The sequence below is a fragment of the Cloacibacterium sp. genome, assembly GCF_047601505.1.
GTDB lineage: Bacteria > Bacteroidota > Bacteroidia > Flavobacteriales > Weeksellaceae > Cloacibacterium.
Genome location: NZ_JASGJD010000001.1, coordinates 902,710 through 928,392, shown reverse-complemented (window position 1 = coordinate 928,392; position 25,683 = coordinate 902,710). Strand labels below are relative to the sequence as shown.

At 32.3% G+C, this 25,683-nt stretch carries 19 protein-coding genes and 1 riboswitch; of the genes, 14 read left to right on the top strand and 5 right to left on the bottom strand.

Going from position 1 to position 25,683, the window contains the following annotated elements:
• Window positions 1-11 precede the first annotated feature (11 nt).
• From QM746_RS04385 to folE, 3 genes are all read right to left on the bottom strand, one after another.
• Window positions 12-2,663 carry a 4-alpha-glucanotransferase gene (locus QM746_RS04385; protein WP_414983098.1) on the bottom strand — a complete coding sequence of 884 codons (2,652 nt, stop codon included), beginning with the start codon at window positions 2,661-2,663 and terminating at the stop codon, window positions 12-14.
• 262 nt (window positions 2,664-2,925) lie between these two features.
• Entirely contained in the window at window positions 2,926-4,416 is a 1,491-nt protein-coding gene (gene cysS / locus QM746_RS04380) for a cysteine--tRNA ligase (RefSeq protein ID WP_414983097.1), read from the bottom strand.
• Window positions 4,417-4,650: 234 nt separating this feature from the next.
• Window positions 4,651-5,316 carry a GTP cyclohydrolase I FolE gene (folE, locus tag QM746_RS04375; protein WP_374363909.1) on the bottom strand — a complete coding sequence of 222 codons (666 nt, stop codon included), beginning with the start codon at window positions 5,314-5,316 and terminating at the stop codon, window positions 4,651-4,653.
• Between the two features lie 169 nt (window positions 5,317-5,485).
• Here folE and QM746_RS04370 point away from each other — a divergent pair, with 169 nt between their 5' ends.
• The 5 genes from QM746_RS04370 to pyk are packed head-to-tail and all read left to right on the top strand — an operon-like array spanning window position 5,486 to window position 9,630.
• Window positions 5,486-5,725, top strand: coding sequence for an acyl carrier protein (locus QM746_RS04370; protein WP_069800766.1), 240 nt, complete (start codon window positions 5,486-5,488; stop codon window positions 5,723-5,725).
• Between the two features lie 25 nt (window positions 5,726-5,750).
• On the top strand, window positions 5,751-6,998 hold the full coding sequence (fabF, locus tag QM746_RS04365; RefSeq protein ID WP_414983096.1) for a beta-ketoacyl-ACP synthase II: 1,248 nt from the start codon (window positions 5,751-5,753) through the stop codon (window positions 6,996-6,998).
• On the top strand, window positions 6,998-7,765 hold the full coding sequence (rnc, locus tag QM746_RS04360) for a ribonuclease III (protein ID WP_374364775.1): 768 nt from the start codon (window positions 6,998-7,000) through the stop codon (window positions 7,763-7,765). Before fabF ends, rnc begins: the two co-directional genes overlap by 1 nt.
• Window positions 7,740-8,195: an IPExxxVDY family protein gene (locus QM746_RS04355; RefSeq protein WP_414983095.1), complete on the top strand. Its 456-nt coding sequence runs from the start codon at window positions 7,740-7,742 to the stop codon at window positions 8,193-8,195. Before rnc ends, QM746_RS04355 begins: the two co-directional genes overlap by 26 nt.
• A complete protein-coding gene (gene pyk, locus QM746_RS04350; protein ID WP_414983094.1) occupies window positions 8,188-9,630 on the top strand; it encodes a pyruvate kinase in 1,443 nt (480 codons plus the stop codon). Before QM746_RS04355 ends, pyk begins: the two co-directional genes overlap by 8 nt.
• A 716-nt stretch (window positions 9,631-10,346) precedes the next feature.
• Here pyk and QM746_RS04345 read toward each other — a convergent pair.
• Window positions 10,347-10,859 carry a hypothetical protein gene (locus QM746_RS04345; RefSeq protein WP_414983093.1) on the bottom strand — a complete coding sequence of 171 codons (513 nt, stop codon included), beginning with the start codon at window positions 10,857-10,859 and terminating at the stop codon, window positions 10,347-10,349.
• Window positions 10,860-10,963: 104 nt separating this feature from the next.
• Here QM746_RS04345 and QM746_RS04340 point away from each other — a divergent pair, with 104 nt between their 5' ends.
• From QM746_RS04340 to QM746_RS04315, 6 genes are all read left to right on the top strand, one after another.
• Window positions 10,964-11,734, top strand: a complete 771-nt coding sequence (locus QM746_RS04340) for an acetylxylan esterase (protein ID WP_414983092.1) — start codon at window positions 10,964-10,966, stop codon at window positions 11,732-11,734.
• Window positions 11,735-11,866: 132 nt separating this feature from the next.
• Window positions 11,867-13,552: a glycoside hydrolase family 3 protein gene (locus tag QM746_RS04335; protein ID WP_414983091.1), complete on the top strand. Its 1,686-nt coding sequence runs from the start codon at window positions 11,867-11,869 to the stop codon at window positions 13,550-13,552.
• A 12-nt stretch (window positions 13,553-13,564) separates the two neighbouring features.
• On the top strand, window positions 13,565-14,473 hold the full coding sequence (locus QM746_RS04330) for a WG repeat-containing protein (protein WP_414983090.1): 909 nt from the start codon (window positions 13,565-13,567) through the stop codon (window positions 14,471-14,473).
• A 36-nt stretch (window positions 14,474-14,509) separates the two neighbouring features.
• The gene (gene bshA / locus QM746_RS04325; protein ID WP_414983089.1) at window positions 14,510-15,649 is read left to right on the top strand and encodes an N-acetyl-alpha-D-glucosaminyl L-malate synthase BshA; all 1,140 of its coding nucleotides are present in this window, start codon (window positions 14,510-14,512) and stop codon (window positions 15,647-15,649) included.
• 79 nt (window positions 15,650-15,728) lie between these two features.
• Window positions 15,729-16,988, top strand: a complete 1,260-nt coding sequence (locus tag QM746_RS04320) for a DUF2851 family protein (RefSeq protein WP_414983088.1) — start codon at window positions 15,729-15,731, stop codon at window positions 16,986-16,988.
• 10 nt (window positions 16,989-16,998) lie between these two features.
• The gene (locus QM746_RS04315) at window positions 16,999-18,330 is read left to right on the top strand and encodes a DUF58 domain-containing protein (RefSeq protein ID WP_414983087.1); all 1,332 of its coding nucleotides are present in this window, start codon (window positions 16,999-17,001) and stop codon (window positions 18,328-18,330) included.
• Window positions 18,331-18,362: 32 nt separating this feature from the next.
• Here the strand turns inward: QM746_RS04315 and QM746_RS04310 are convergent, their stop codons facing one another.
• Window positions 18,363-20,972, bottom strand: a complete 2,610-nt coding sequence (locus QM746_RS04310; RefSeq protein ID WP_414983086.1) for an MGH1-like glycoside hydrolase domain-containing protein — start codon at window positions 20,970-20,972, stop codon at window positions 18,363-18,365.
• 149 nt (window positions 20,973-21,121) lie between these two features.
• Window positions 21,122-21,227, top strand: a riboswitch (SAM riboswitch).
• 68 nt (window positions 21,228-21,295) lie between these two features.
• On the opposite strand from QM746_RS04310, the gene QM746_RS04305 reads away from it, so the two are divergent.
• The 3 genes from QM746_RS04305 to metH all read left to right on the top strand — a co-directional run bounded on the left by QM746_RS04305 (window position 21,296) and on the right by metH (window position 25,666).
• Window positions 21,296-22,309: a homocysteine S-methyltransferase family protein gene (locus tag QM746_RS04305; protein WP_414983085.1), complete on the top strand. Its 1,014-nt coding sequence runs from the start codon at window positions 21,296-21,298 to the stop codon at window positions 22,307-22,309.
• 143 nt (window positions 22,310-22,452) lie between these two features.
• Window positions 22,453-22,905, top strand: coding sequence for an IS200/IS605 family transposase (tnpA, locus tag QM746_RS04300; protein WP_414983084.1), 453 nt, complete (start codon window positions 22,453-22,455; stop codon window positions 22,903-22,905).
• Between the two features lie 97 nt (window positions 22,906-23,002).
• The gene (gene metH / locus QM746_RS04295; RefSeq protein ID WP_414983083.1) at window positions 23,003-25,666 is read left to right on the top strand and encodes a methionine synthase; all 2,664 of its coding nucleotides are present in this window, start codon (window positions 23,003-23,005) and stop codon (window positions 25,664-25,666) included.
• Window positions 25,667-25,683: the final 17 nt, after the last annotated feature.

The following is a 25,683-nucleotide window of genomic DNA, read 5'->3' as shown; positions in this document are numbered from 1 at the left end:
GTTTATTGCAACTAATTTCTACCGCTTTCTGCTACAAAATGAGCAATTTTATTATTAAAATACTCTTTTTGCAAAAGCTCTTCTATAGAAATATGCATTCTGTATCTCCAATAATGAGGAAAAACTGCAGGATTATTAATTCTCTCGTCGTCAGCATAAGGATTTACAATTTCATAATCTGTCGCAAAATACTCTTGAATTGGGAAAATCACCAACATGGCTTCAGAATGAAGGTGTTGTTTCATAATAATTTCGGCTAACTCTGGCAATAATTCAGAAGGAGCTGTGCCAAATTGCTTTAATTGATTATTAAAATAATGTTGAGTTAATTCTCTATTTTCTTTCCACCATTGTCTTAGTGTAGAACTATCGTGTGAAGAAGCCGTTACCACATTCATATAACTTGCAGTTTGTGGGTCGTAATAAGGTACATCTTCTTTTGGCGAACGCTGAACTTTAAGTGCTGTAATTCCTAATTTATCCATCACCACAGGCACACAATCTGGCACCAAACCAAGATCTTCGCCACAAATTAGCATATCTGTAGCCGCAAGAAGCATTGGCAATTTCTCCATCGCTTTTTGATACCAAAGTCCATCTTGTCTTCTAAAGAAATAATCTACATACAATTCATACAATTGTTTCTTTTCCCAGTCCGAAAGATATTGATATGATATGGTTTTATTAATATTAAATCTTGGATGATAAACGTAATCAGTTCCATTAAATTCTTGCAAGAAAAGAACATTAGCCGCCAAACTAATTAGTTTTTCTTCCGCGTTTTTTCTAGGATTTTTCTTGAAATATTCTGCCAATTTTCTTTGACAATCATATTCTTGTTTAAAATGATAAACTCCATTTTCCTGATACATAAAATGCTCTGCAATAGCATCTTTTTCGTTACCGAAAATATCCCAAAGAATTTGATCATTAATAAAAGGTTTGCAATATCTATCAAAATTAAAAGGAATATGTCTTGCCGCAAATTCTTCTATTGTAATCGGAACCGCAGGATAAAAATAACCCAACAATCCTTGAGTTGCCGTCATTGGCATTCTCCAAATTCTGAAAAAACCAAGAATATGGTCTATTCTCATCGCATCAAAATACCTTGCAATTACTGCAAATCTTTTCTTCCACCAATCATAATTATTGGCTTGCATTACTTCCCAATTATAAGTTGGAAACTCCCAGTTTTGTCCCAAATCTGAAAATTCATCTGGTGGAGCTCCTGCTTGGAAATCCATCCCGAAAAGCTCTGGCTCTGTCCAAGCTTCTACAGAAAATCTGTAAATTCCGATGGGCAAATCACCTTTTAGAGAAATCCCTATACCATGTGTATAATCTACCGCTTCTTTTAATTGTAAATGAAGCTGATATTGAACCCAAGCATGAAGCATTACGTTCTCGAAATCTGCATGTTTCGCATCAAACAATTGTGCAATCTTACCTGCAACATATTTCTTATGCGTTTTCCAATCGTTGAAATTTGGAGTATTATTTTTATCTCTCAAAACACAAAATGCAGCATAAGGTTTCAGCCAATCTGCGTTTTCTTTCAAGAATTTTGAAAAATCTTTGTCTTTTAAAATTTCTGTTTTATTTTCTTCGAAAACTACTTTTATAAATTTCCACTTTTCAGAAATCATTTGTTCGTAATCTACTAACGAAAGAGCATTTAATTCATCTCTTTTCATTTTGAATTCCATTTGAAAAGCCTCAGGAATCCCAAACTGAATTTTCTCTAAACTTAAATATTGAGGATGAAGCGCATAAACAGAAATCGCGGCATAAGGATAAGAATCTGTCCAACTATAATTGGCTGTGGTATCATTAATTGGCAAAATCTGAATCACAGAAAGATTGGTTTTGTGCGCCCAATCTGCTAGTTTTTTAAGATCTGAAAACTCTCCAACTCCAAAACCATCATCACTTCTCAAACTAAAAACAGGAATTGCAACTCCAGCTGCTTTGTACAATTGTTCTGAACTAAATCTGAAAAAATGGTCTGCATGAACCTGCAAAACTTCTTCGTCTTGATTCGGAAAAGCCAATCTATTATCGCCATATTCTACAGCAATAATTTTTTCGTGCTTTTCGTCTAAAATAGAGTATTTGTACTGCACAAATTCTTTTTGCTTTTTCAAATCTACTGCTACCTCCCAAACGCCAACTGCGGTTTGAGACATTTTCTCGGCATTTTCAAAATCCCAATTTCCTAAAGCCTCATTATTCCCAGCAATTACCAATCTCCAATCTGGCGAATAAAGCGGTGCTTCTATCCTAAAATGATGAGTATGTTTTTTAAGAATTGAAACTTTTTCTGCTTTAAAATCTCCTAATTTGTTTTGAAGAATTTTATTGTTGAGATAGTTTTCGGGGAAATTTTTGTTATTCCAAACATCGTAAATGTTGTACTCGGAAAAATTATTTACAAAATTGAGATGGTGAGTGCAAATTTCTTCGTCTATTACGTGATTATTTTCATCTACCACCAAATATTTGTATTCGATAGATTTAGAAAAAAAATCAATTTCGATTTTCCAATTTCTATTGTCAGAAAATTGCAAATCATAAGACTGTATATTTTTCCCATCCAGAACTTTTAGCACTACTTTTTTGCCAAATTCAGTTCCGTAGTTTATTGTGAAATATAATTTCATTTAAAGTTGTTTTTCAACTGACGAATTTACAAAATTATATATGCTCCAAAAAATATTAATTATATGATTTTTAATTTGTTTTAGTCAAAAAAAGCACCTTTAACACTGGATTTTATTATCTCATGATGACATAATAACGACTAATAAAGCAACACAAAAGTTTTAGACAAATTAGTGTTTTTTATACATTTTTTAAACTTTAACAAAAAACCTTTTCAAATTAATTTGAAAAGGTTGTGAAATATTATAAAATTCAGTTTTTTTAATTCAAAACGTAAGAAGTGCCATCTCTTCCGTCTTTTAATTCTATGCCTTCAGCAAGAAGTTTATCGCGAATTTGGTCTGAAAGTTCAAAATTCTTAGCTTTTCTTGCCTGATTTCTGAGCTCAATTAAAACTTGCAACGTTTGGTCTAGTTTTGTATTGTTATTTTCTTCTACATTTTGAAGTCCTAAAACATCAAACACAAAAGCATTCATTAAAGTTTTTAATTCTACTAAATCGTCAGTATTAATAGTTTCTTTGCTTGTGCCGAGCGAAGCCGAAGCATTCAGTTTAAAAATAAAACTTACCGCTTCAAAAAGATGAGAAATTAAAATAGGCGAGTTAAAATCGTCATTAAGAGCATCCAAACATTTTTCTTTCCATTCTTTTAAGTTAAATTCGCTAGATGTTGGATGCTGGATGTTGGACGATAAACCATTCAAAATTTTTACCGCTTCCATCAAACGTTGGAAACCTTTTTCTGAAGCCAACATTGCTTCATTAGAAATATCGAGAACGCTTCTGTAATGAGCTTGCAAAAAATTAAATCTTACTACGCTTGGATGAAATGGTTTTTCAAAAAAATCGTTTTCACCAGATATTAATTGATGCGGAAGAATGTAATTCCCTGTAGATTTACTCATTCTTTGCCCGTTCATTGTCAACATATTAGCGTGCATCCAGTATTTAACTGGCGAAACTCCATTGCAACCTTTTCCTTGTGCAATTTCGCACTCATGATGCGGAAATTTAAGATCCATTCCACCACCGTGAATATCAAATTGTTCGCCTAAATATTTCGTTGACATGGCAGTACATTCCAAGTGCCAACCTGGGAAGCCTTCCCCCCAAGGTGAAGTCCATTTCATAATATGTTCTGGAGAAGCTTTTTTCCAAAGGGCAAAATCTTGGGGATTTCTCTTTTCGTTTTGTCCGTCTAAATCACGAGTATTAGCAAAAAGTTCGTCTATATTTCTTTTGGAAAGTTCGCCGTAATTTCCACCTTTATCGTTGTAAGTTCTTACATCAAAATATACAGAACCGTTGCTTTCGTAAGCTAAACCTTTCTCGATTAAATCTTTAGTCAGTTCAATTTGCTCTATAATGTGTCCTGTTGCTGTAGGCTCAATAGTTGGTGGCAAAAGATTAAATTGATTTAAAACTTTATGAAAATCTACGGTATATTTCTGTACAATCTCCATAGGTTCTAGCTTTTCGAGGCGAGATTGTTTCACAAAACGGTCGTTATTTACATCGCCATCGTCTGTTAAATGTCCTGCATCTGTAATATTTCTTACATAGCGCACTTTGTAGCCAAGAAATTGTAAACTTCTATAAATAAAATCGAAGTTCATAAAAGTTCTCACATTTCCGAGATGTACATTGCTGTAAACGGTAGGCCCACAAACGTACATACCAACTTTATCACCATTAATTGGTGTGAAAATTTCTTTTTCGGCAGTGAGAGAATTATATATTTTAAGTTGCATTTTTATAATTTAAGAATTAATGTTTTGATAGTCTTTGCGAGGAATGAGGAACGAATGACGAAGCAATCTTTTTCTAAATTGCATATAAAATCAACAGATTGCTTCACTGTATTCGCAATGACAGCAACAACAAATAATTGTAGTTGTAAAAATTCGGGTTGATATTTTTTTAAATCTGGTCATATTATAATATAACTATTGAAATTTGATTTTTCTCAAACTAAAAAATCAAAATTAATCCAATTTCGCATGACTTCCAACATAATGTAAGAATTCTTGTCTTGTGATAGGATTTGTTCTAAAAATTCCGCTCAATTCTGCAGTAATGGTAGAACTTGCCGTATCTTTTATTCCTCTACAATTTACACAAAGGTGTTTTGCATCGATAATACAGGCAACATCTTTGGTTCCGAGAGCTTCTTTCAATGCATCTACAATTTGCATGGTTAATCTTTCTTGCACTTGTGGACGTTTTGCGTAATAATCTACAATTCTATTGATTTTAGACAATCCAATTACCTCACCATTAGAAATATAAGCAACGTGAGCTTTGCCAATAATAGGCAAAAAGTGATGTTCGCAGAAAGAATATACCGTAATATCTTTCTCTACCAACATTTGTCTGTACTTATATTTATTACTAAAAGTTGAAATTCCCGGTTTATTCTCTGGTAGTAAACCTCCAAAAATTTCGTTCACATACATTTTAGCTACTCTTTTAGGAGAATCTTTAAGAGAATCGTCTGTCATGTCCATTCCCAAGGTCTGCATAATTTCACCAAAGAGTTTCTGTATTTTCTCAATTTTCTCATCAGGAGTCATCTCAAAAGCATCTTCACGAAGCGGCGTATGGTCTTTGCCGGTAAAAAAATCGTCTTCTATATCTTCAAAATTATTCATAACGCTAATTCAAGATGACAAAAATACTGAAATATTTTCTAATGCTTTAACTCTATGATTATGAGATATTTTATTTTTATCACATTTTAAATTTAAGAAAAAAAAGTGTGATTGGTGCGAAATTTTATATATTTGCACTTGAATTAACAAAATTTTAAAACAAATTGCTATGTCAGACATTACATCAAGAGTAAAAGCTATCATCGCTGATAAGCTAGACGTGGAAGAAACAGAAGTAACTCCTGAAGCAAGCTTCACTAATGATTTAGGTGCAGATTCTTTAGATACTGTAGAACTAATTATGGAATTCGAAAAAGAATTTAATATTCAAATTCCTGATGATCAAGCAGAAAAAATTACTACTGTAGGTCACGCAATCGCTTATATCGAAGAAGTTATCAAACAATAATTTTTTTAAAGAAAAATTAAAATCTATGGAATTGAAGAGAGTTGTAGTTACAGGATTTGGTGCTATTACACCTATTGGAAATAATGCTCAAGAGTATTGGGAAAATCTTATCAAAGGCGTAAGTGGCGCTGCTCCTATTACTCTCTTCGATTCTACTAACTTCAAGACAAAATTTGCTTGTGAAGTAAAAAACTTCAATCCTTTGGATCATTTTGAAAAAAAGGAGGCAAAAAAAATGGACCGAAATACTCAACTCGGTGTTGTGGCAGCTAGAGAAGCTGTTTCACATTCTAGAATCATTGAAGATAATGTAGATAAAAACAGAGTAGGTGTAATCTGGGGCTCTGGAATTGGTGGTTTAGAAACTTTCGAAACAGAAGTACTAGGCTGGGCTAATTCTAATAACATCCCAAGATTCAACCCTTTCTTTATCCCTAAAATGATTGCTGACATTACTCCAGGGCAAGTTTCTATGGAGTACGGCTTCCACGGACCAAACTATGCTACCGTTTCAGCATGTGCATCTTCTGCCAATGCTATTATTGATGCAAAAATGCTTTTACAATTAGGAAAAGCAGATATAATAGTTTGTGGTGGTTCTGAGGCAGCTGTTACAGCATCTGGAATGGGAGGCTTCAATGCATTAATGGCACTTTCTACTAGAAATGACGATTATAAAACCGCTTCGAGACCATTCGACAAAGACAGAGATGGATTTGTTTTGGGCGAAGGCGCAGGTTGTATTGTCTTAGAAGAATACGAACACGCAAAAAAACGTGGCGCTACCATTTATGCAGAACTTTCTGGAGGAGGTCTTAGTGCTGATGCTTATCACATGACGGCTCCACATCCTGAAGGACTAGGCGCTTATTTAGTAATGAAAAATTGTTTAGAAGACGCAGAATTAACTCCTGATGAAATAGACCATATCAACATGCATGGCACGTCTACTCCATTAGGTGATATTGCAGAGTCTAATGCAATTGCAAAATTATTAGGTGAACACGCTTATGATATTCAAATAAATTCTACAAAATCTATGACTGGGCACTTGCTAGGTGCAGCCGGAGTGATAGAAGCAATAGCAGCGTTAGGAACTATCATACATGGTATTGTTCCGCCAACAATTAATCATTATACCGATGATGAAAAAATTGATAGTAGATTAAACTTTACTTTCAATCATGCAGTGAAGAAAGATGTAAAGGTAGCCATGAGTAATACATTCGGATTTGGTGGTCATAATGCCTGCGTACTTTTCAAGAAATTATAATGGGCCTAAAAAATTCATTACAAAGATTTCTACTTAAAAAAACTTTCAGAAAAAAAACAGAAAAGGAAATATTACTATCTTCTAAAATTAATAAAATTATTGGCAGAAGAATAGACAATATAGACTTTTATAAAGAGGCTTTTTCTCTTAAAATCCCTAACAAGAATATACATTCTAAAAACTATGAAAGATTAGAATTTTTAGGAGATTCAGTTTTGGGAAGCATTATTTCTTGTTATCTATTTAAGACATATCCTTTCGAAAACGAAGGATTTCTTACGCAGATGAAATCTAAAATTGTGAATAGGAAAAACCTAAATCTCTTAGGCGAAAAACTAAGGCTAACGGATTTTATCCAAAATGGAAGCCACGGAAGCCTTGGCGAAAACATTTCGGGGAATCTTTTTGAAGCTTTTATCGGAGCCATTTACCTAGATTTCGGTTACGAAACTTGTCAAGATATTGTTTTGGAAAGATTATTTTCTGAAAAAGATATAGAAAGATTAGAACACAAAATTGTAAGCTACAAAGGTTTACTTTTAGAATGGAGCCAAAAAAAGAAAGTCTCTATAAAGTATGAAACTACAGAAGAAATTCTTCCTAATAAAAGTTTCATCTTCAGAACATGCGTATATCTAAACCAAGAAAAAATTGCCAGTGCTACTGAATCTTCTAAGAAAAAAGCAGAAGAGAAAGCTGCGCATAGAGCATTTTATTCACTCAATAAAAAAGAAAATATCGTTGAAAAACAAAAAAATATTTCTTGAATTAGAAGATGACGAAGCTATAAACATTGGTCTAATAAGGCAAGCCAAACGATTGCCAGATTATGAAATGTTTTTCGAAATCAACAAACTGAATTCATTTAATTTTTGTAGAATAAACGATTTAAAATATAAAAAGTTCAATTTTCCGAAATTTGAAACTTATCACCCGGAAACAAAAACTTGCTACCACATAATTGCAAACAAGTCTATACCAATAAGAAAAAAGACCAATAACGAGCTTTTTTCGCAGGCTGAAGAAGTAAAATTCTTAATACCGAAAAATAAAGATGTAGACTTTATTATATATGCAAAGGATAGTATTGCAGATTTTTCACTAATTTTGCTGCCGGAAAATATTTTGTTTCAAATTCAAAATTTTTCTTTAAACCCGTTAACAGAACTGTACAAGTTATTACAATATTATGAATAAAAGATCAAAAAAGACTAAGATTATCGCTACATTAGGACCAGCAACCTCTTCTAAAGAGACCATGCTAGAATTAGTGAAAGCTGGTGCAGATGTATTCAGAATAAACTTTTCTCACGCTGATTATGAATTGGTGAAAAGGAATATAGACATCATTAGAGAAATAAATGAAGAATATGGTTTCAACACATCTATTCTGGGCGATTTGCAAGGTCCTAAATTAAGAGTAGGTGTTGTAAAAGACGGTTCATACCTTAATCCTGGTGATATTCTTACATTTACTAACGAAAAATGCGAAGGAGATTCTACTAAAGTTTACATGACTTATGAAAAATTCCCTCAAGATGTAAAAGTTGGAGAAAAAATATTAATTGATGATGGTAAACTTGTTTTAGAAGTTTTTGAAACCAACGAAAAAGATACCGTAAAAGCACGTACAATACAAGGAGGCCCACTAAGCTCGAAAAAAGGAGTAAACTTGCCAAATACAGACGTATCTCTTCCTGCTCTTACAGAAAAAGATATTGAAGATGCAAAATTCATGATTGAAAATGATTTCGATTGGATTGCACTTTCATTCGTTCGTCATGCTCAAGACATTAAAGATTTAAAAAACCTTATCCAAGAATATTCTAACGGAGAATTCAGAACTCCAATTATCGCCAAAATTGAAAAACCAGAAGGTGTTAAAAATATTGACGAAATTATGTTAGAATGTGATGGTATAATGGTAGCTCGTGGAGACTTAGGTGTAGAAGTGCCTATGGAAGAAGTACCTGTTATCCAGAAAAAATTGGTAGATAAAGCAAGATATTACTCAAAACCTGTAATTATCGCTACCCAAATGATGGAAACCATGATTCACAGTCTTACCCCAACAAGAGCAGAAGTAAACGACGTTGCAAACAACGTATTAGACGGAGCTGATGCCGTAATGCTTTCTGGTGAAACTTCTGTAGGGAAATATCCTGTAGATGTAGTGAAGAACATGACCAAAATCATCAAAAATATAGAATCTACTCAATTGTACGAGAAGAAAAACGATATTATTGAAAAAATCACTTGTGTGGATGACAGATTCATCACAGATATGATTTGTCTTAATGCTGTTAAAATCTCTGAAACTACTGGTGCAGAAGCTATTATAACTTTAACTTACTCTGGTTATACAGCTTTCCAAATTGCGGCTCACAGACCTCACGCTAGAATTATTGTTTATACTTCTAACCCAAGAGTTCTTACAATGCTAAATTTACTTTGGGGAGTTAAAGCATTCTACTATGACATGAACAAATCTACAGACGAAACCATTATTCAGGTTAACACACTTACCCAACATTATGGCTATGTAGATGAAGGTGATTTTGTAGTAAACCTTAATGCAATGCCTGCTTATGAAGGTGGCAAAACAAATACACTGAGACTTACAACAGTATAAAAAACAAAAAAACGCTCAAAAATTTGAGCGTTTTTTTATGATATCTCTATTAATTTCGGCTTTCTACCTGCTTAATAATAGCCGACAAGATCATTCCCTTTTTCAAAAAAAATATTTCACATAAACATTCTGCATTTACAAAAAAAGCAGAAGCATTCATTTCTACTGCAGAATATTATAAGAATCTATTCTATAAAAGAGATTCAATCGTGCGAATGTTTGCAGATTTAGTATTGAAGAATGCCAGGTCGTTGTTTCATTAACCACATCATAAACTTTACTTTGATGGAAATTCAACTCTACTATTCCTCTCCAAATATTTTTACAGAAATACTTCTCGCTTGTAGAATTTTCTACATTTAACAATAAATCTGTAGTATATACTACTAGTTCAAATTCATTTAATGATATCAACATCATATTTATAAAAAAATTAATGTGAATAAACTCCGATACTAGAAACTCCTTCCTGTAAAATAATATTTGCTCATCTTTGACTCATTAATAATTTAACATTCATGAAAAAATTTCGCTCTTAATGAGTCTAAAAGATGGAGAATTATCTTTGTAATTTACATTTTCTCTGCACTAATCAGTACTTATAATTTTAAAACTAAAAAATTACATAAATAGAAACTTATATTTCATAAATAAAAATTCCCAACAAAATTGCATTTGCTAGGAACTTATAGTACACAGAGTTTTTAAGGATTCTTCTATTTAGGTTCTTTTAGATTATAATATTTTACCACTGCATTATAATCTTCATAATTAACCTTTGTTGCTGTTCTGTTAACTCTAGAAGCTGGCACCAATACTATTCTAAAAGTTTGATTATTAAGATACGTATTTTTCTCAGCTGTAGTCATTGTAGATTGATCAAAATTAGCTTCTGTATAAATTTCTACACTACCAGAATCAAACATAAAATTGTAATCTAGTTCACCATTATTGCTCAAATAATAGGTTTTAGGAATTAATTGCCAAACTGCAGAAGAACTGCTATTCGAATTATAATTTCTATAAACCAACACCACATCAGAATTTGCAATATTAATAGACTGTGTAAGTGTATAATTACCAGAACTTGTAAAAGTTCCTGTTACATCTTTCATTACAGGATAAGTATCATTGTCGGTTCCATCTACTACTGTGTCATTTCTGTCGCAGCTTATTACAAATAATCCTCCTAAAACGGCAAGAATCATTAGAGTAAAAAATTTTTTCATAATGTTTAGATTTTTGAGTTATGTTTACTCTATTCCAACTAACGTGCCAAAAATTATATTTAACATTTCAAGAATAATTTCATCAAAATATCAAATTCGGAAAAATGAAAAACTCACTATTACTTTTTCTTCTGCTTTTTAGCTTAAAAACATTTTCTCAAACAGAGAAAAAATTTACCATTGAAGGTATTGAAAGAAAAGCTATTTTTTATGAACCTAAAATAAAGAGCGAAAAAACTCCCGTTGTTTTTATTTTTCACGGACATGGTGGCACAGCAAAATGGGCAAGTAACAAATTGAATTTCTATGATGAATTTCCAGAAGCGCTCATCATTTATATGCAAGGAATCCCAGGCGTTACCAATTCTATTGTAGATAAAGAAGGAAAATACAACGGTTGGCAAATGAATCCAGACGAATTAGAAAATAGAGATGTAAAGTTTTTCGACGAAGTTTTTCATCAAATTCAACAAAATCGCACCATTGATTTAGATAGAATCTACGCAGTTGGTCATTCTAACGGTTCCAGATTTGTAAATGTTTTATGGAAAATGCGAGGAGAAAATTTTGCAGCATTCATCACAGTTGCTGGTCCTGGTGGAGTTTGGCTAAGAACAGCTCCTCAAAAATCCGTTTGGATAAGTTTTGGGGAAAATGATGAAATTGTACCTTACAAAATTCAAAAATTTTCTTCTAAACAATATTTAAAATTCTTAAATGCTGATGAAAATAATTCCAAAACAGAAGGCGAAATCACTTACTACAAAAATCCTAAAAATTTAGAAATTGTAATCGAAGACAGAAATGCGGGTCACGAATTTCCGCAAAATTCAATTCCTAAAATGGTAGATTTTTTGAAACGAAATCGTAGATGATTTTTTAAAATAGAGTTTTCCAAGTTTTATAATAAAAATAGAGCGTTTTATTTTATAAAAATTTTAGAAAAAATATATTTCTTAGCAATCACAAAAAACATATTTGTATTTTTGTTGAATAACATTATTTGTATGAAATTCATCAAAAATATATTTTCTTATTTATTTATTTTAATTTTCGCTAATATTTCGGCACAATATTTCCCGAAAAACGGCAACGAAAACCTCAACCTAAAAGCAGAAAAATATGCAGATTCTCTGTACAACAGTCTTTCTTTAGACGAAAAAATAGGTCAGCTTTACATTATTGCGCTTTACAACAATCGTGGCGAAGAAGAAATTCAGAAAATTAGAAATCTTGTAGAAAACGAAAAAATTGGAGGATTAATTCTAATGCAAGAAGATGTGGAAAAACACATTGCTCTTCTTAACGAATTTCAAGAAAAATCAAAAATCAAAATGATGATTGGAATTGACGGAGAATGGGGACTTTTCCAGAGATTTCCTGTAGCACACAAATTTCCATGGGCTATGACTTTGGGTGCTATTCAAAACAATAACCTCATCTACGAAATGACTTCTAAAATTGCCAAAGACTGCAAAAGAATGGGCATTTATTGGGATTTTGCACCCGTTGTAGATGTTAATACCAATCCTACAAATCCAATTATTGGCAACAGAAGTTTTGGTTCTGATGTTAACAATGTTATTGCCAAAGGCTTGGCGTATGCAAAAGGTTTACAAGACCATGGCGTTTTGGCTTCTATGAAACATTTTCCCGGTCATGGCGATACCGACAAAGATTCTCATCTAGATTTACCCATAGTTTCTCATCATTTAGAAAGATTAGATTCTATAGAACTCGCTCCTTTTAAAGCCTTGATGGACAAAAAAATTGGCGGTGTAATGGTAGCTCATCTATATGTTCCTGCTCTGGAAAAAAAGAAAGGAATTCCGGCTACTTTATCTTACAATATTGTTACGAATTTACTCAAAAATAAATACAATTATAAAGGTTTGGTAATTACTGATGCTCTAAATATGAATGCTGTGGCTCAAAAATTTCCTGCTGGAGAACTAGATTTGAAAGCCTTCAAAGCGGGAAACGACCTTTTGCTATTCTCTCAGGATGTACCTAACGGGAAAGCTCTCATTAAGAAAGCCATTGAAAAAGGCGAAATTCCCGAAGAAAGATTGGCTGAAAGTGTAAAGAAAATACTGAAAACGAAATTTTTATTGAATCTTCAAGATTTGAAACCTATAAATCCTGAAAACATCAACGAAGATTTGAACAACTCTTCTCACGCAGAACTTTCAGAAAAATTGTACGCCAATGCCATTACTTTATTGAAAGACGAAAAAAATCTTTTGCCTTTAAATTGTAATCAAACGTATTATTATTTGCCATTAGAAGAAGCTCCGTTTCAAACTTTGGTAGATGTTTTAAATTTCGGAACTACCATTAATGTTATTTCGAAAGAAGAAATTTCTCAAATTCCTGAAAATTCTACAGTAATTGTAGGTTTCCACAAAGACAATTCTACGGCTTATAAGCCCTATAAAATTTCTCAAGAAAGCAAAGATATTTTATCTGAATTAAGCAAAAAACAAAATATAATTTTAGATGTTTTTGGTTCGCCTTACGCTTTGAAAGATGTAGATATTTCTACAATTTCTACCGTTTTGGTAAGTTATGAAAATAATGATTTATCTTTGAAAGCATCTGCAAAAGCACTTTTAGGGAAAACAAAAATTTCTGGAAAATTGCCTGTAATTGTGAATGAAAATTTGAAAGCAGGAAGCGGAATTGATAAATAACGCCCAATAACTATGATAAAATATTTTTTAATTTTAATTATTCCTGTATTTATTTTTTCACAAAATAAAAAAGTTTTCTATTATGTTGAAAATGATTCAACGATAAGTTTTAGGGATGAGAATAATAATTTTATTATAAAACCTTTTAAAACATATAAATATCTTGTACAAAATAATTCTCATAAAAGTGAGGTTAAAGAAAACTTTTTTTATATTCATCCTAAAAACAAACCAGAATATGCTGTAAATAGACAGGGAAAGTTTTTATTTTATCCTTATTATTTTGATAATGGACCGGATTATATAAAAGAAAATTATTTAAGAATAAAAGATGAAAATGGTAAAGTGGGATTTGCAGATAAAGAAGGAAAAGTAGTTATTTCCCCAAAATATGATTATTCTACACCATTTAATATGGGATTTTCATCTTATTGTAATAGTTGTTATTTTGATAGAAAAAAAGATGAAGAACATCCTCCAATTGTTGGTGGAACATGGGGTTATATTGACGTTAATGGAAATGAAATAATTCCAATTAAAAGATCAAACAATCAAAAAGATTTTATTATTAATGATGGAAGCTTTATCCCTTATCAATTTAATTATTCAATATATGAGTTATCACTTCTAAACAAAATTTTTAAATTTGAAAAGGAAATTAATAAGAAAAATATTTCTGAAGGTAGTAAGGTAAATTTTGAAATCATTTCAAAACCTTCCGAGAATGATCCTTATTATTTTATAAAGTATTTTAGAATAGATATGCCTCATTATTTTTCTTCTGACTTTGACAATCAAGAAGGTTTTAGTTTCTATATTGATAAAGATGAAAATATTTTTGTAAATCACTTAATTCTTGACAATGATAAAAATTCTTATCATTATGAATTAATAAAATTAGAAGATTGGATTAAAAAATAATAAATAATTAGAAACGATTTAGTTTCAAAAAATAATATGAAAATAGGAATCCTTTGTTATCCAACATACGGTGGTAGCGGAATTGTAGCCACAGAACTCGGAATGTCTCTTGCCAAAAAAGGCTATGAAATTCACTTTATTTCTTCAGAATTACCAGCAAGGTTAGATATGACAAACCCGAACATTTTCTTCCACAAAGTAAATGTACAAACCTATCCTTTGTTTAAGCATCAACCGTTTGATATTGCGCTTTCTTCCACCATTTATCAAGTGGTAAAATTGTATAAATTGGATATTTTGCATGCTCATTACGCTATTCCTTACGCTTATGCTGCCTTTTTTGCGAAGCAAATGCTAAAAGAAGAAAACACTGATATTCCGTTAGTTACAACACTTCACGGAACAGATATTACTTTGGTTGGTCAACATCCAAGTTACAAACATGCGGTAGAATTTTCCATCAATCATTCTGATAAAATCACTACCGTTTCAGAAAGTTTGAAAGCAGATACGTTGAAATTTTTCAAAATTACCAAAGAAATTGAAGTCATCACCAATTTTATAGACAATACAGAATTCAACGATTTAAAAAGTTGCCAAAGAAATCAATTCGCAAATGATGACGAAAAAATTCTCATTCACGTTTCCAATCTTCGCCCTGTAAAAAGAGTGAAAGATGTTTTAGAAATTTTCAAAAAAGTAGAAAAATCTGTAAAATCTAAATTATTAATTCTTGGAGACGGACCAGATGTGGAATTGGTACACGAATGCATCAACGAAAACCCGCATCTTATCAATAAAATAAAACTTCTTGGGAAAGTAGATAACCTTTATCAAGTTCTAAAATTCGCAGACGTATTTTTATTACCTTCCGAACAAGAAAGTTTCGGTTTGGCAGCATTAGAAGCAATGGCAGCAGAAACTCCTGTAATTTCTAGTAACGCAGGCGGAATTCCGGAGGTAAACATACAAGGCGAAACCGGATTTTTGGCAGAAGTAGGAAATGTAGAAGCAATGGCAAGTTATGCTATAAAATTACTTTCAGACGAAAAACTTTTAGCAGATATTAAGAAAAAAGCAAAGGCAAGAGCAATAGAATTCGATTTGGTAAATATTTTGCCGATTTACGAAAAAATGTACGAAGAAACTTTAGAAAAATTTCATGCAATGAGTTGATTTTTTTTCACGCAATGGTTTCATAGATTGTTTTTAATAAAAAATAATTAAATTTACTTTTCATTAAAAACAAAAAACCATGAACGAAAATCTGCTTCAATATCTGTGGAAATATAAAATTTTTTCGAAGATTGATTTTAAAGATTCTGAAGGAAATCCTTTAGAAATTTTAGATTTTGGGAAGTTCAACAGCAATGCTGGGCCAGATTTTTCTTTCGCAAAAATTAAAATTAAAGATGTAATTTTAGCAGGAAACATAGAAATTCATGTTAAATCTTCCGATTGGTATTTCCATCGACACGATTCTCAAAAAGACTACCAATCTGTAATTCTGCACGTGGTTTATTTTAATGACACAGATGTTTTGGAACTAAAAAATGCAGGAATACCAACTTTAGAATTGAAAAATTATATTGATGAGCAAATTCTAAAAAAATATCAATCTCTAGAAAATCATTTTGAATTTATTCCTTGTGAGAATCTCTTTGAACCGAAGAAAATTCCGTTGCTTTTTTCGGAAGAAAATTTACTTAGAAAACTAGATGAAAAATCTATAGAAATTGAGAAGCTTTTACTTCAATCTAAGAACAATTACGAAGCCGTTTTGTTTCAAAAATTAGCATATAGTTTTGGCTTGAAAGTAAACGCAGAAATCTATCAAAATATCGCCGAAAATATTGATTTCAAAGTCATTCAAAAGATTTCTCAAAATCAGTTTCAACTAGAAAGTTTACTCTTTGGGAAAGGAAATTTGCTTGAAAAAGAAACGGAATTCAATAAAAAATGGATTACCGAATTCAATTTTATAAAGACAAAATTTAAAATTTCTGATGAAGTTTTTCCTGCGAAATTTTTACGCTTAATGCCGCCGTCTTTTCCAACAATTAGACTTTCGCAATTGGCAAATTTATATCATCTTCAACCGAATTTATTTTCCAAAATCTTAAATGCTAAAAACATTCAAGACTTAAAATCTTTTTTCAAAGATGTAAAAACCTCAGAATTTTGGGAAAATCATTATACTTTTGAGAAAAGTTCTGAAGAAAAAATAGAGAAATTCCTTTCTGATGATTTTGTAGAGATTCTTCTCATCAATGCCGTTTTGCCAGTAGTTTACACTTATTTCAAACATCTAAATTCAGAAAAGACAGAACATATTTTAGATTTTTATAAAAATTTGAAGCCCGAAAAAAATTCCATTATTTCTCAATGGAAAAAATTAGGTTTAAAATTAAATTCTGCATTAGAAACACAAGCATTTCTTTTTCAGCACAAACATTTTTGTTCTGAGAAAAATTGTTTAAATTGCAGTATTGGTTTCCAATTGTTGAAATCTTAATCTCCAGAAAATGAGACTTTTTAGAAATTTATATCTTAACAACAGTGTTTTTTATAGCGCATTTGCAGTAGCAATTGTATATATTTTAGCATTCTTTTTTCCAATTCTGATGAATTTAGCTTTCGGAATGTTAATGGTTTTACTGTTACTCATTTTTGTAGATATACTTTTACTTTTCATTACAAAAGAACCTATAAAAACGCAGAGAATTTTGCCCGAAAAATTCTCAAACGGTGACGAAAATTTTGTTAAAATTGATATTAAAAATCTTTATGGCTTTAACGTTAAAACTAAAATTATAGACGAAATTCCTTTTCAGTTTCAAAAGCGTGATTTTTTAATTGAAAAATCTATTGAATCTAAAAAAAATATTTCCTTTCAATATCATTTAGAACCAAAAGAACGAGGAGAATATAATTTTGGCGCACTTAATGTTTTTGCGATTTCTCCAATTGGCTTGGTTTCTAGAAAATTCGCCTTTCAAAAAGATACACATTTAGCTTGCTATCCTTCGTTTCTTCATTTAAGAAAATATGAATTGATGGCGCTGAATAATGAATTTATGATGGGAGGAATTAAGAAAATCCGAAGATTGGGACACACCATGGAATTTGAACAAATTAAAGAATACGTTCCTGGTGATGACATAAGAACGATTAATTGGAAGGCGACTTCTAAGCGAAATCAATTGATGGTAAACCAATATCAGGAAGAAAAATCTCAAAGAATTTTCTTGTTAATTGACAAAGGTAGAACGATGCAAATGCCTTTTAAAGGATTGAGTTTGCTAGATTATTCTATTAACGCTGCCATGGCGCTAAGTCATATTATTCTGAAAAAATCTGATAGAGCCGGAATGATGACTTTTTCTAAAAAAACTGAAAATAAAGTTCCTGCGGATAACAAAAGTGGACAACTTAAAAAAATTGCTGATGCGCTTTACAACATCAATACCAATTTCTACGAAAGCGATTTCAGCAGATTGTATCAGGATGTGAAATTCAGTATCAATCAAAGAAGTTTAATTTTACTTTTCACCAATTTTGAGAGTTTGGATGCTGTAAATCGTCAAATGAAATATTTGAGAGGAATTGCAAAAAATCATTTGTTGGTGATTGTTTTCTTTAAAAATTCTGAAGTAGCAGAACTTATCGGTAAAAATCCTTATAATATGCAAGAAGTGTACGACGAGATTATTGCCGAGAAGTTTGAAATAGAGAAAAAACTTATTATTCAAGAGCTTAGGAAGCACGGAATTTATTCTATTTACACACTTCCTGAAAATCTAAACATAGAAGTAATTAACAAATACTTAGAAATAAAAGCGAGAGGAATTTTGTAGAACCTCTCGCTTTTTTTATTCTTTTAAAGTATTTATTTCATCTTTGGATTGATGAGTTTTGCAACGGTAGAAGTCCAACCAGTTTGGTGAGAAGCACCTACTCCACGTCCATTATCTCCATGGAAATATTCGTAAAACATGATGTAGTTTTTGAAGTGTTCGTCGTAATTAAATTTATCTACATTTCCGTTGAAAGCACGTTTTCCTTCTTCATTTTTAAGGAAAATATTAGAAAGTCTTCTGCTGAGATTTTCTGCAATTTCGTTTAGATTTTTGTAATTTTTACTGCCTGTAGGATACTCTATTTGCATGCTATTGTCATAATAAAAATGGAAACGTTGCAAACTTTCTACAATTAAAAAATTTATTGGAAACCAAATAGGACCACGCCAATTACTATTGCCGCCAAACATTCTGCTATCACTTTCGGCAGGTGTATAATGCACCACATGATTAATCCCATCAATCTCTAATTGGAAAGGATTTTCTTCATAAACTTTAGACATCGAACGAATTCCGAATTCGCTTAAAAATTCTTTTTCGTCTAACATTCGGTTAAGAATTTTAGTTAATCTCGTTTTCCTCAAAATACTCATCAAATGTTTTCTGCCTTTTCCTTCCATTTCCCAATGAGAAACCAAGTTTGCCAATTCTTTTTTATTTTTGAGAATCCAATCCATTCTTGCGGTGAATTTTGGTAACTTTTGAAGCATTTCGTGCTCAATTACTTCTACTGCAAAAAGCGGAATAAGACCTACAATACTTCTCAGTTTCAAAGAAATACCAGTGCCATCTTTTTGTTGTAAAACATCGTAAAAGAAACCGTCTTCTTCGTTCCAAAGTCCATTTTTACCATCTCCCAAATTCTCCATTGCTTCTGCGATGTAGAGATAATGCTCGAAAAACTTAATCGCCATATCTTCATAAACAGGATTGTAAAGTGCCAATTCCATCGCAATTCTCATCATATTGAGGGCAAACATTGCCATCCAAGAAGTTCCGTCTGCTTGTTCCAGGTATTCTCCGTTTTGAAATTGAGTATTTCGGTCAAAAGCACCAATATTATCAAGTCCAAGGAAACCTCCACCGAAAACATTTTTGCCAGTTTTGTCTTTTCGATTAACCCACCATGTAAAATTCAGCAATAATTTTTGAAAAACACTTTCCAGAAAGGCTAAATCTGGTCTTCCTTTTATTTTTTCATCAATTTTAAAAACTCGAAAAGTACTCCAAGCATGAACGGGAGGGTTTACATCTGAAAAATCCCACTCGTAAGCCGGAAGTTGACCGTTTGGGTGCATATACCATTCTTTAGTAAGCAACTGAAGTTGATTTTTAGCAAAATCTGGGTCTATAATACTGAAACTTACACAATGAAAAGCCAAATCCCATGTTGCAAACCACGGATACTCCCATTTATCTGGCATGGAAATAATGTCTTTGTTGTGCATGTGTTTCCATTCTGTATTCCTTACATGATTGTTAAAATCTCTTTGAACGGGAAAATTTGGGTCTCCTTTCAGCCATTTTGCAATATTGTAATGGTAGAACTGTTTATTCCAAAGTAAACCTGCAAAAGCTTGTCTTTGTACGTTTTTTTCGTCTTCGTCAACAATATCTTTTTGAATTTCTCCATAAAATTCATTCGCTTCTACTTTTCTGGTTTCAAAAACATCATCAAAATCAAAAAAAGCATTTTCCATTTTATGAGGAGACAATCTAAAATCGAAAGTTTTGGTTTCGCCAGCTTCAATTTCGGTATCAATTACAAAAGCCGCTTTGGTACCAAAATTCTTAGGATTTACTGTATTTTTTTTATTGATAATGCGGTTGTTAATTCCATCTTTGAAATACTTATTTGACGATTTTTTGCCATAAAGTTTTTCTGTATTGGTTTCATTATCACAAAACAGAATTTTAACGTCTTTGTTTCTGGAATATAACTTTTTCATCACAAGTTTATCATGTTCAATATCAATTTGTCCACGATAAGTTGTTGTTAAATTTGGTTTGTATTTATTATATCCCCAACTCCAATTATTTCTGTACCAAAGCGTTGGAAGAATTACCAATGGTGCTTTTACTTTATTTCTATTGGTAACAGAAATCCTGATTAAAATATCATCGAAGTGAATTTTAGCGTATTCTATAAAAATATCAAAATATTCATCATTATCAAAAATACCAGTGTCGATAATTTCATATTCGGTTTCTTTGTTGCTTCTCTGTGCATTTGTATTAATTAAATCATCATAAGGAAAAGGATTCTGTGGATATTTGTACACCATTTTCATGTAACTGTGAGATGGCGTATTATCTAAGTAATAGAAAATTTCTTTCACATCTTCTCCGTGGTTTCCTTGGTAATTGCTCAGACCGAAGAAACGCTCTTTTATCATTTTATCTTTTTTATTCCAAAAAGAAAATGCAAAACAAAGCAATTGGTTTTCGTCTGAAATTCCAGCAATACCTTCTTCTGCCCATCTGTAAGCTCTACTTTCGGCATCATTGTGACCTGTTGCTTCCCAAGTATTACCATCATTGCTATAATCTTCTCTTACATTTCCCCATTGTCTGTTGCTAACATAAGGTCCCCAAGTTCTGTAATTTATATCTCGTAATCTGTTTCTTTCTGCTTCCATAATCTGCATTTTTTCATTCTTTCTAGTCACGAAGTTAGAAAAAAATAAAAAAATGAGCGTTTCATCTTTATTAAATTTAAAAAACCGATTTTCAAATGTGGAAAAAATGCAATAGTTTTGCAAAAAATTGTTCTTATAAAAATCTCGAAATGTTATCAAGAAAAGTGGAGGGAATAGACCCGTTGAAACTTTAGCAACCTCTTGTTATAGAATAAGAAAGGTGCTGCATTCTACCTAATTTTGGATAGATAACTCAATCATTCTAAAATTCGCAATTTTTGCAGAGAATTTCTTCTTAACATTTCCTCAAAAACAATAGTAATATGAACGCTAGAACACAGAAGCTCTATGAAGCTCTTAATAATAGAATCCTCGTTTTAGACGGGGCAATGGGAACGATGCTTCAACGTTATAAATTTGAAGAAGAAGATTATCGTGGCGAACGTTTCAAAGATTGGCAATCTCCACTGAAAGGAAATAATGATTTACTTTCTCTTACTCAACCAAAAGCGATTGAGGAAGTTCATGCTAAATATCTAGAAGCTGGCGCAGACATTATAGAAACCAATACTTTCTCTGCAACTACCATTGCAATGGCAGATTATCACATGGAAGAATTGGTATATGAATTGAATTTTGAATCTGCTAAAATTGCCAGAAAAGTTTGTGATGAGTTTACTGCAAAAAACCCTGAAAAACCAAGATTTGTAGCGGGTTCTATTGGCCCAACCAACAAAACGGCTTCGCTTTCACCAGATGTAAACGATCCTGGCTACAGAGCCATCACTTTTGATGAATTAAGAATTGCTTATAAGCAACAAGCAGAGGCTTTAATTGATGGTGGTTCAGATTTGCTTTTAGTGGAAACTATTTTTGATACTTTAAACGCAAAAGCTGCACTTTTTGCTATTGATGAAATCCAAGAAGAAAGAAATATAAAAATCCCAATCATGGTTTCGGGAACTATCACCGATGCTTCTGGTAGAACATTGAGCGGACAAACGGCTGAAGCGTTTTTGGTTTCTGTTTCTCACCTTAATTTATTGAGCGTTGGTTTTAATTGTGCATTAGGAGCAAAACAATTAACTCCTTACTTAGAAACCGTTTCTAATAATTCCGAATTTTTCATTTCAGCTTATCCAAATGCTGGTTTACCAAATGCTTTCGGGCAATATGATGAATCTCCAGAATTTATGGCAGAACAAATTAGAGAATACGCCGAAAAAAAACTCATCAATATCATTGGTGGCTGTTGTGGAACTACTCCAGAACACATCAAAGCAATTGCGGATTTGGTGAAAAACTATGAACCAAGGAAAATTAATGTGATAATTTAATGATAAATTATTTGATAATAAAATTTTATAGAAATATGAAGCCACGAAGTGGCGAAATCAATAGCGTAGGGTAAAACCTTACGAAAATATATTAAAAATTTGTTGAGCCCTGAAAGGGCGAAAGATTAATTTTAAGTAATGAAATGGGACAATCATTAAACAAAATTTATGTGCATTTGGTTTTTAGCACCAAACACAGAAATCCATTAATCACAAATTCTATAAAAGAAGAATTGTTTTCTTATATTGGTGGTATTTGCAAAAATTTGGAATGTAGTCCGATTCAAGTAGGAGGAGAAAAAGACCATGTTCATATACTTTGTTTATTGTCAAAGAAAATTGCTTTAATGGATTTGATAGAAAAAATAAAGTCCAATTCTTCAAAATGGATTAAGACAAAAGGAAGTGAATTCGAAAATTTCTATTGGCAAAGTGGTTATGGTGCTTTTTCTGTTAATCCTTCAGAAATAGACGTCGTGACAAATTATATTGAAAATCAAGAAGATCATCATGAAAATATTACATTTAAAGAAGAGTTTTTGAAATTTCTAAAAAAATATAAAATTGATTATGATGAAAGATATGTTTGGGATTAGGCTGTCGCCCTTTCAGGGCTCCGCAATTACAATTCAGGCTTCGCACTTGGCTATTGATTAAGGTCTTCCAGACCTTTACCAAATAACAAAAAAAAGAATGAAAAAAAATAGATATTTAAAACTCTCAGGTCTAGAACCTTTAATTATAACTCCAGAATCCAATTTTATTAATATTGGAGAAAGAACCAATGTTGCTGGTTCTAAAAAATTCCTCAGATTAATTAAAGAAGAGAAATTTTCTGAAGCCTTAGACATTGCCAGAAATCAGGTAGAAGGAGGAGCGCAAATCTTAGACGTCAATTTTGATGACGGATTGCTCGACGGAAAATACTGCATGGTAAAATTCTTGAATTTAATTGCTTCTGAACCAGACATTGCGAGAATCCCGATTATGATAGACTCTTCCAAGTGGGAAATTTTGGAGGCTGGTCTGCAAGTGGTTCAAGGGAAATGTGTGGTAAATTCCATCAGTTTAAAAGGTGGCGAAGAAGAATTCATAAAACACGCCAAAGCCATCAAAAGATACGGAGCTGCAGCAATCATCATGGCTTTTGATGAGGTAGGACAAGCCGACACCTACGAAAGAAGACTCGAAATTTGTGAAAGAAGTTATAAAATTTTAACGGAAATTGTCAATTTCCCTCCCGAAGATATTATTTTCGATTTGAATATTTTCCCTGTTGCAACAGGAATGGAAGAGCACAGAAAAAATGCTTTAGATTTCATCAACGCAACAAAATGGGTGAGAGAAAATCTTCCTTACGTTTCAGTTTCTGGTGGTGTTTCCAATGTTTCGTTTTCGTTTAGAGGAAACGACACTGTAAGAGAAGCCATGCATTCGGTTTTCTTGTACTACGCCATAAAAAACGGAATGAACATGGGAATTGTAAACCCAACTATGCTTGAGGTTTATGATGAAATTCCGAAAGATTTATTAGAACTGGTAGAAGATGTAATGCTAGACCGCAGAGACGATGCTACGGAAAGATTACTCGATTATTCTGAAAAACATAAATCGGTAAAAAAAGAAATTGTAGAAAATCTAGAGTGGAGAAAACAACCATTACAAGATAGAATTACACATTCTTTGGTAAAAGGAATTGATAGATTTATTGAAGAAGATGTAGAAGAAGCCAGAAAAGTAGCAACAAGACCTTTGGATGTGATTGAAGGAAATTTAATGACCGGAATGGGCGTTGTAGGAGATTTATTCGGTTCTGGGAAAATGTTTTTGCCTCAAGTTGTAAAATCTGCCAGAGTAATGAAAAAAGCCGTTGCTTATCTTCAACCATACATTGAAGCGGAGAAAGATTCTGCTCAAAAGGCCAACGGAAAAGTATTGATGGCGACCGTAAAAGGCGATGTTCACGATATTGGTAAAAACATTGTGAGCGTAGTTTTGGGTTGCAACAATTACGAAATTGTAGATTTGGGCGTGATGGTTCCTGCCGAAAAAATTATAGAAACGGCTATTAAAGAAAATGTAGATGTAATTGGTTTGAGTGGATTAATTACGCCAAGTTTAGACGAAATGGTTCACATTGCTGCCGAATTAGAAAGACAAAATCTTAATTTTCCTTTGATGATTGGTGGCGCTACAACTTCTAAAGCGCATACTGCTGTAAAAATAGACCCAAAATATAAAAACGCCGTAGTTCACGTGAACGATGCTTCCAGAGCTGTAGGTGTGGTGAGTTCTTTGCTGAGCAACAGAAATGGAGAATATGTTTCGGATTTGAAAACCGATTATGCAGATTTCCGTGAGAAATTCTTGAATAGACAAGTTGACAAAGAATACATTTCGATTGAAGAAGCCAGAAAGCAGAAATTTAAAATAGATTGGGAAAACGAAATTATCCCAGAACCAAAACATTTAGGTATTCAAATTATTGAAAATCAAAGCTTAGAAGAATTAGTTCCTTATATCGATTGGAGTCCGTTTTTTAGAAGCTGGGATTTATTTGGGAAATATCCACAGATTTTGAAAGATAAAGTGGTAGGCGAACAAGCAACCGAACTTTTCGCGGATGCACAGAAAATGCTGAAAAAAATTGTAGATGAAAAACTTTTGACCGCAAAAGCAATTTTCGGAATTTTTCCTGCAAATTCTACCGAAAAAGACGATATTGAACTGAAAAAAGGAGATGAAACTTTTGTTTTCAGAACGCTTCGTCAACAGCACAAAAAATCAGAAGGTAAAGAATATTTGGCTTTGAGTGATTTTATTGCACCAAAATCTTCAGGAAAGCGAGATTACATTGGAACTTTTGCAGTAACTACAGGTTTTGGAACGGATGAATTGGCTCAAAAATATGAAGCCGAGCACGACGATTACAATTCTATTATGGTAAAAGCTTTGGCAGACCGTTTTGCAGAAGCATTTGCAGAATTTTTACATAAAAAAGTAAGAACTGAAATTTGGAGCTACTCTAACGACGAAAATCTGGAAAATGATGATTTAATTTCCGAAAAATATGTAGGAATTCGTCCTGCTCCTGGTTATCCAGCTTGTCCGGATCATTTAGATAAACTCACGATTTGGGATTTATTAGAAGTGAAAAAAAATATAGGTTTAGAATTGACGGAAAGTTTGGCAATGTTCCCTACAGCTTCGGTTTCCGGGTATTATTTTGCCAATTCAAAAGCGAAATATTTCGGAGTAGGAAAAATTGCAGAAGACCAATTAAAAGATTACGCCGAAAGAAAAAATATAGATATTGAGTTTGCTAAAAAGTGGCTTGCTCCTAATTTGGCGGATTAAGTTTTAACAGCAAAAGG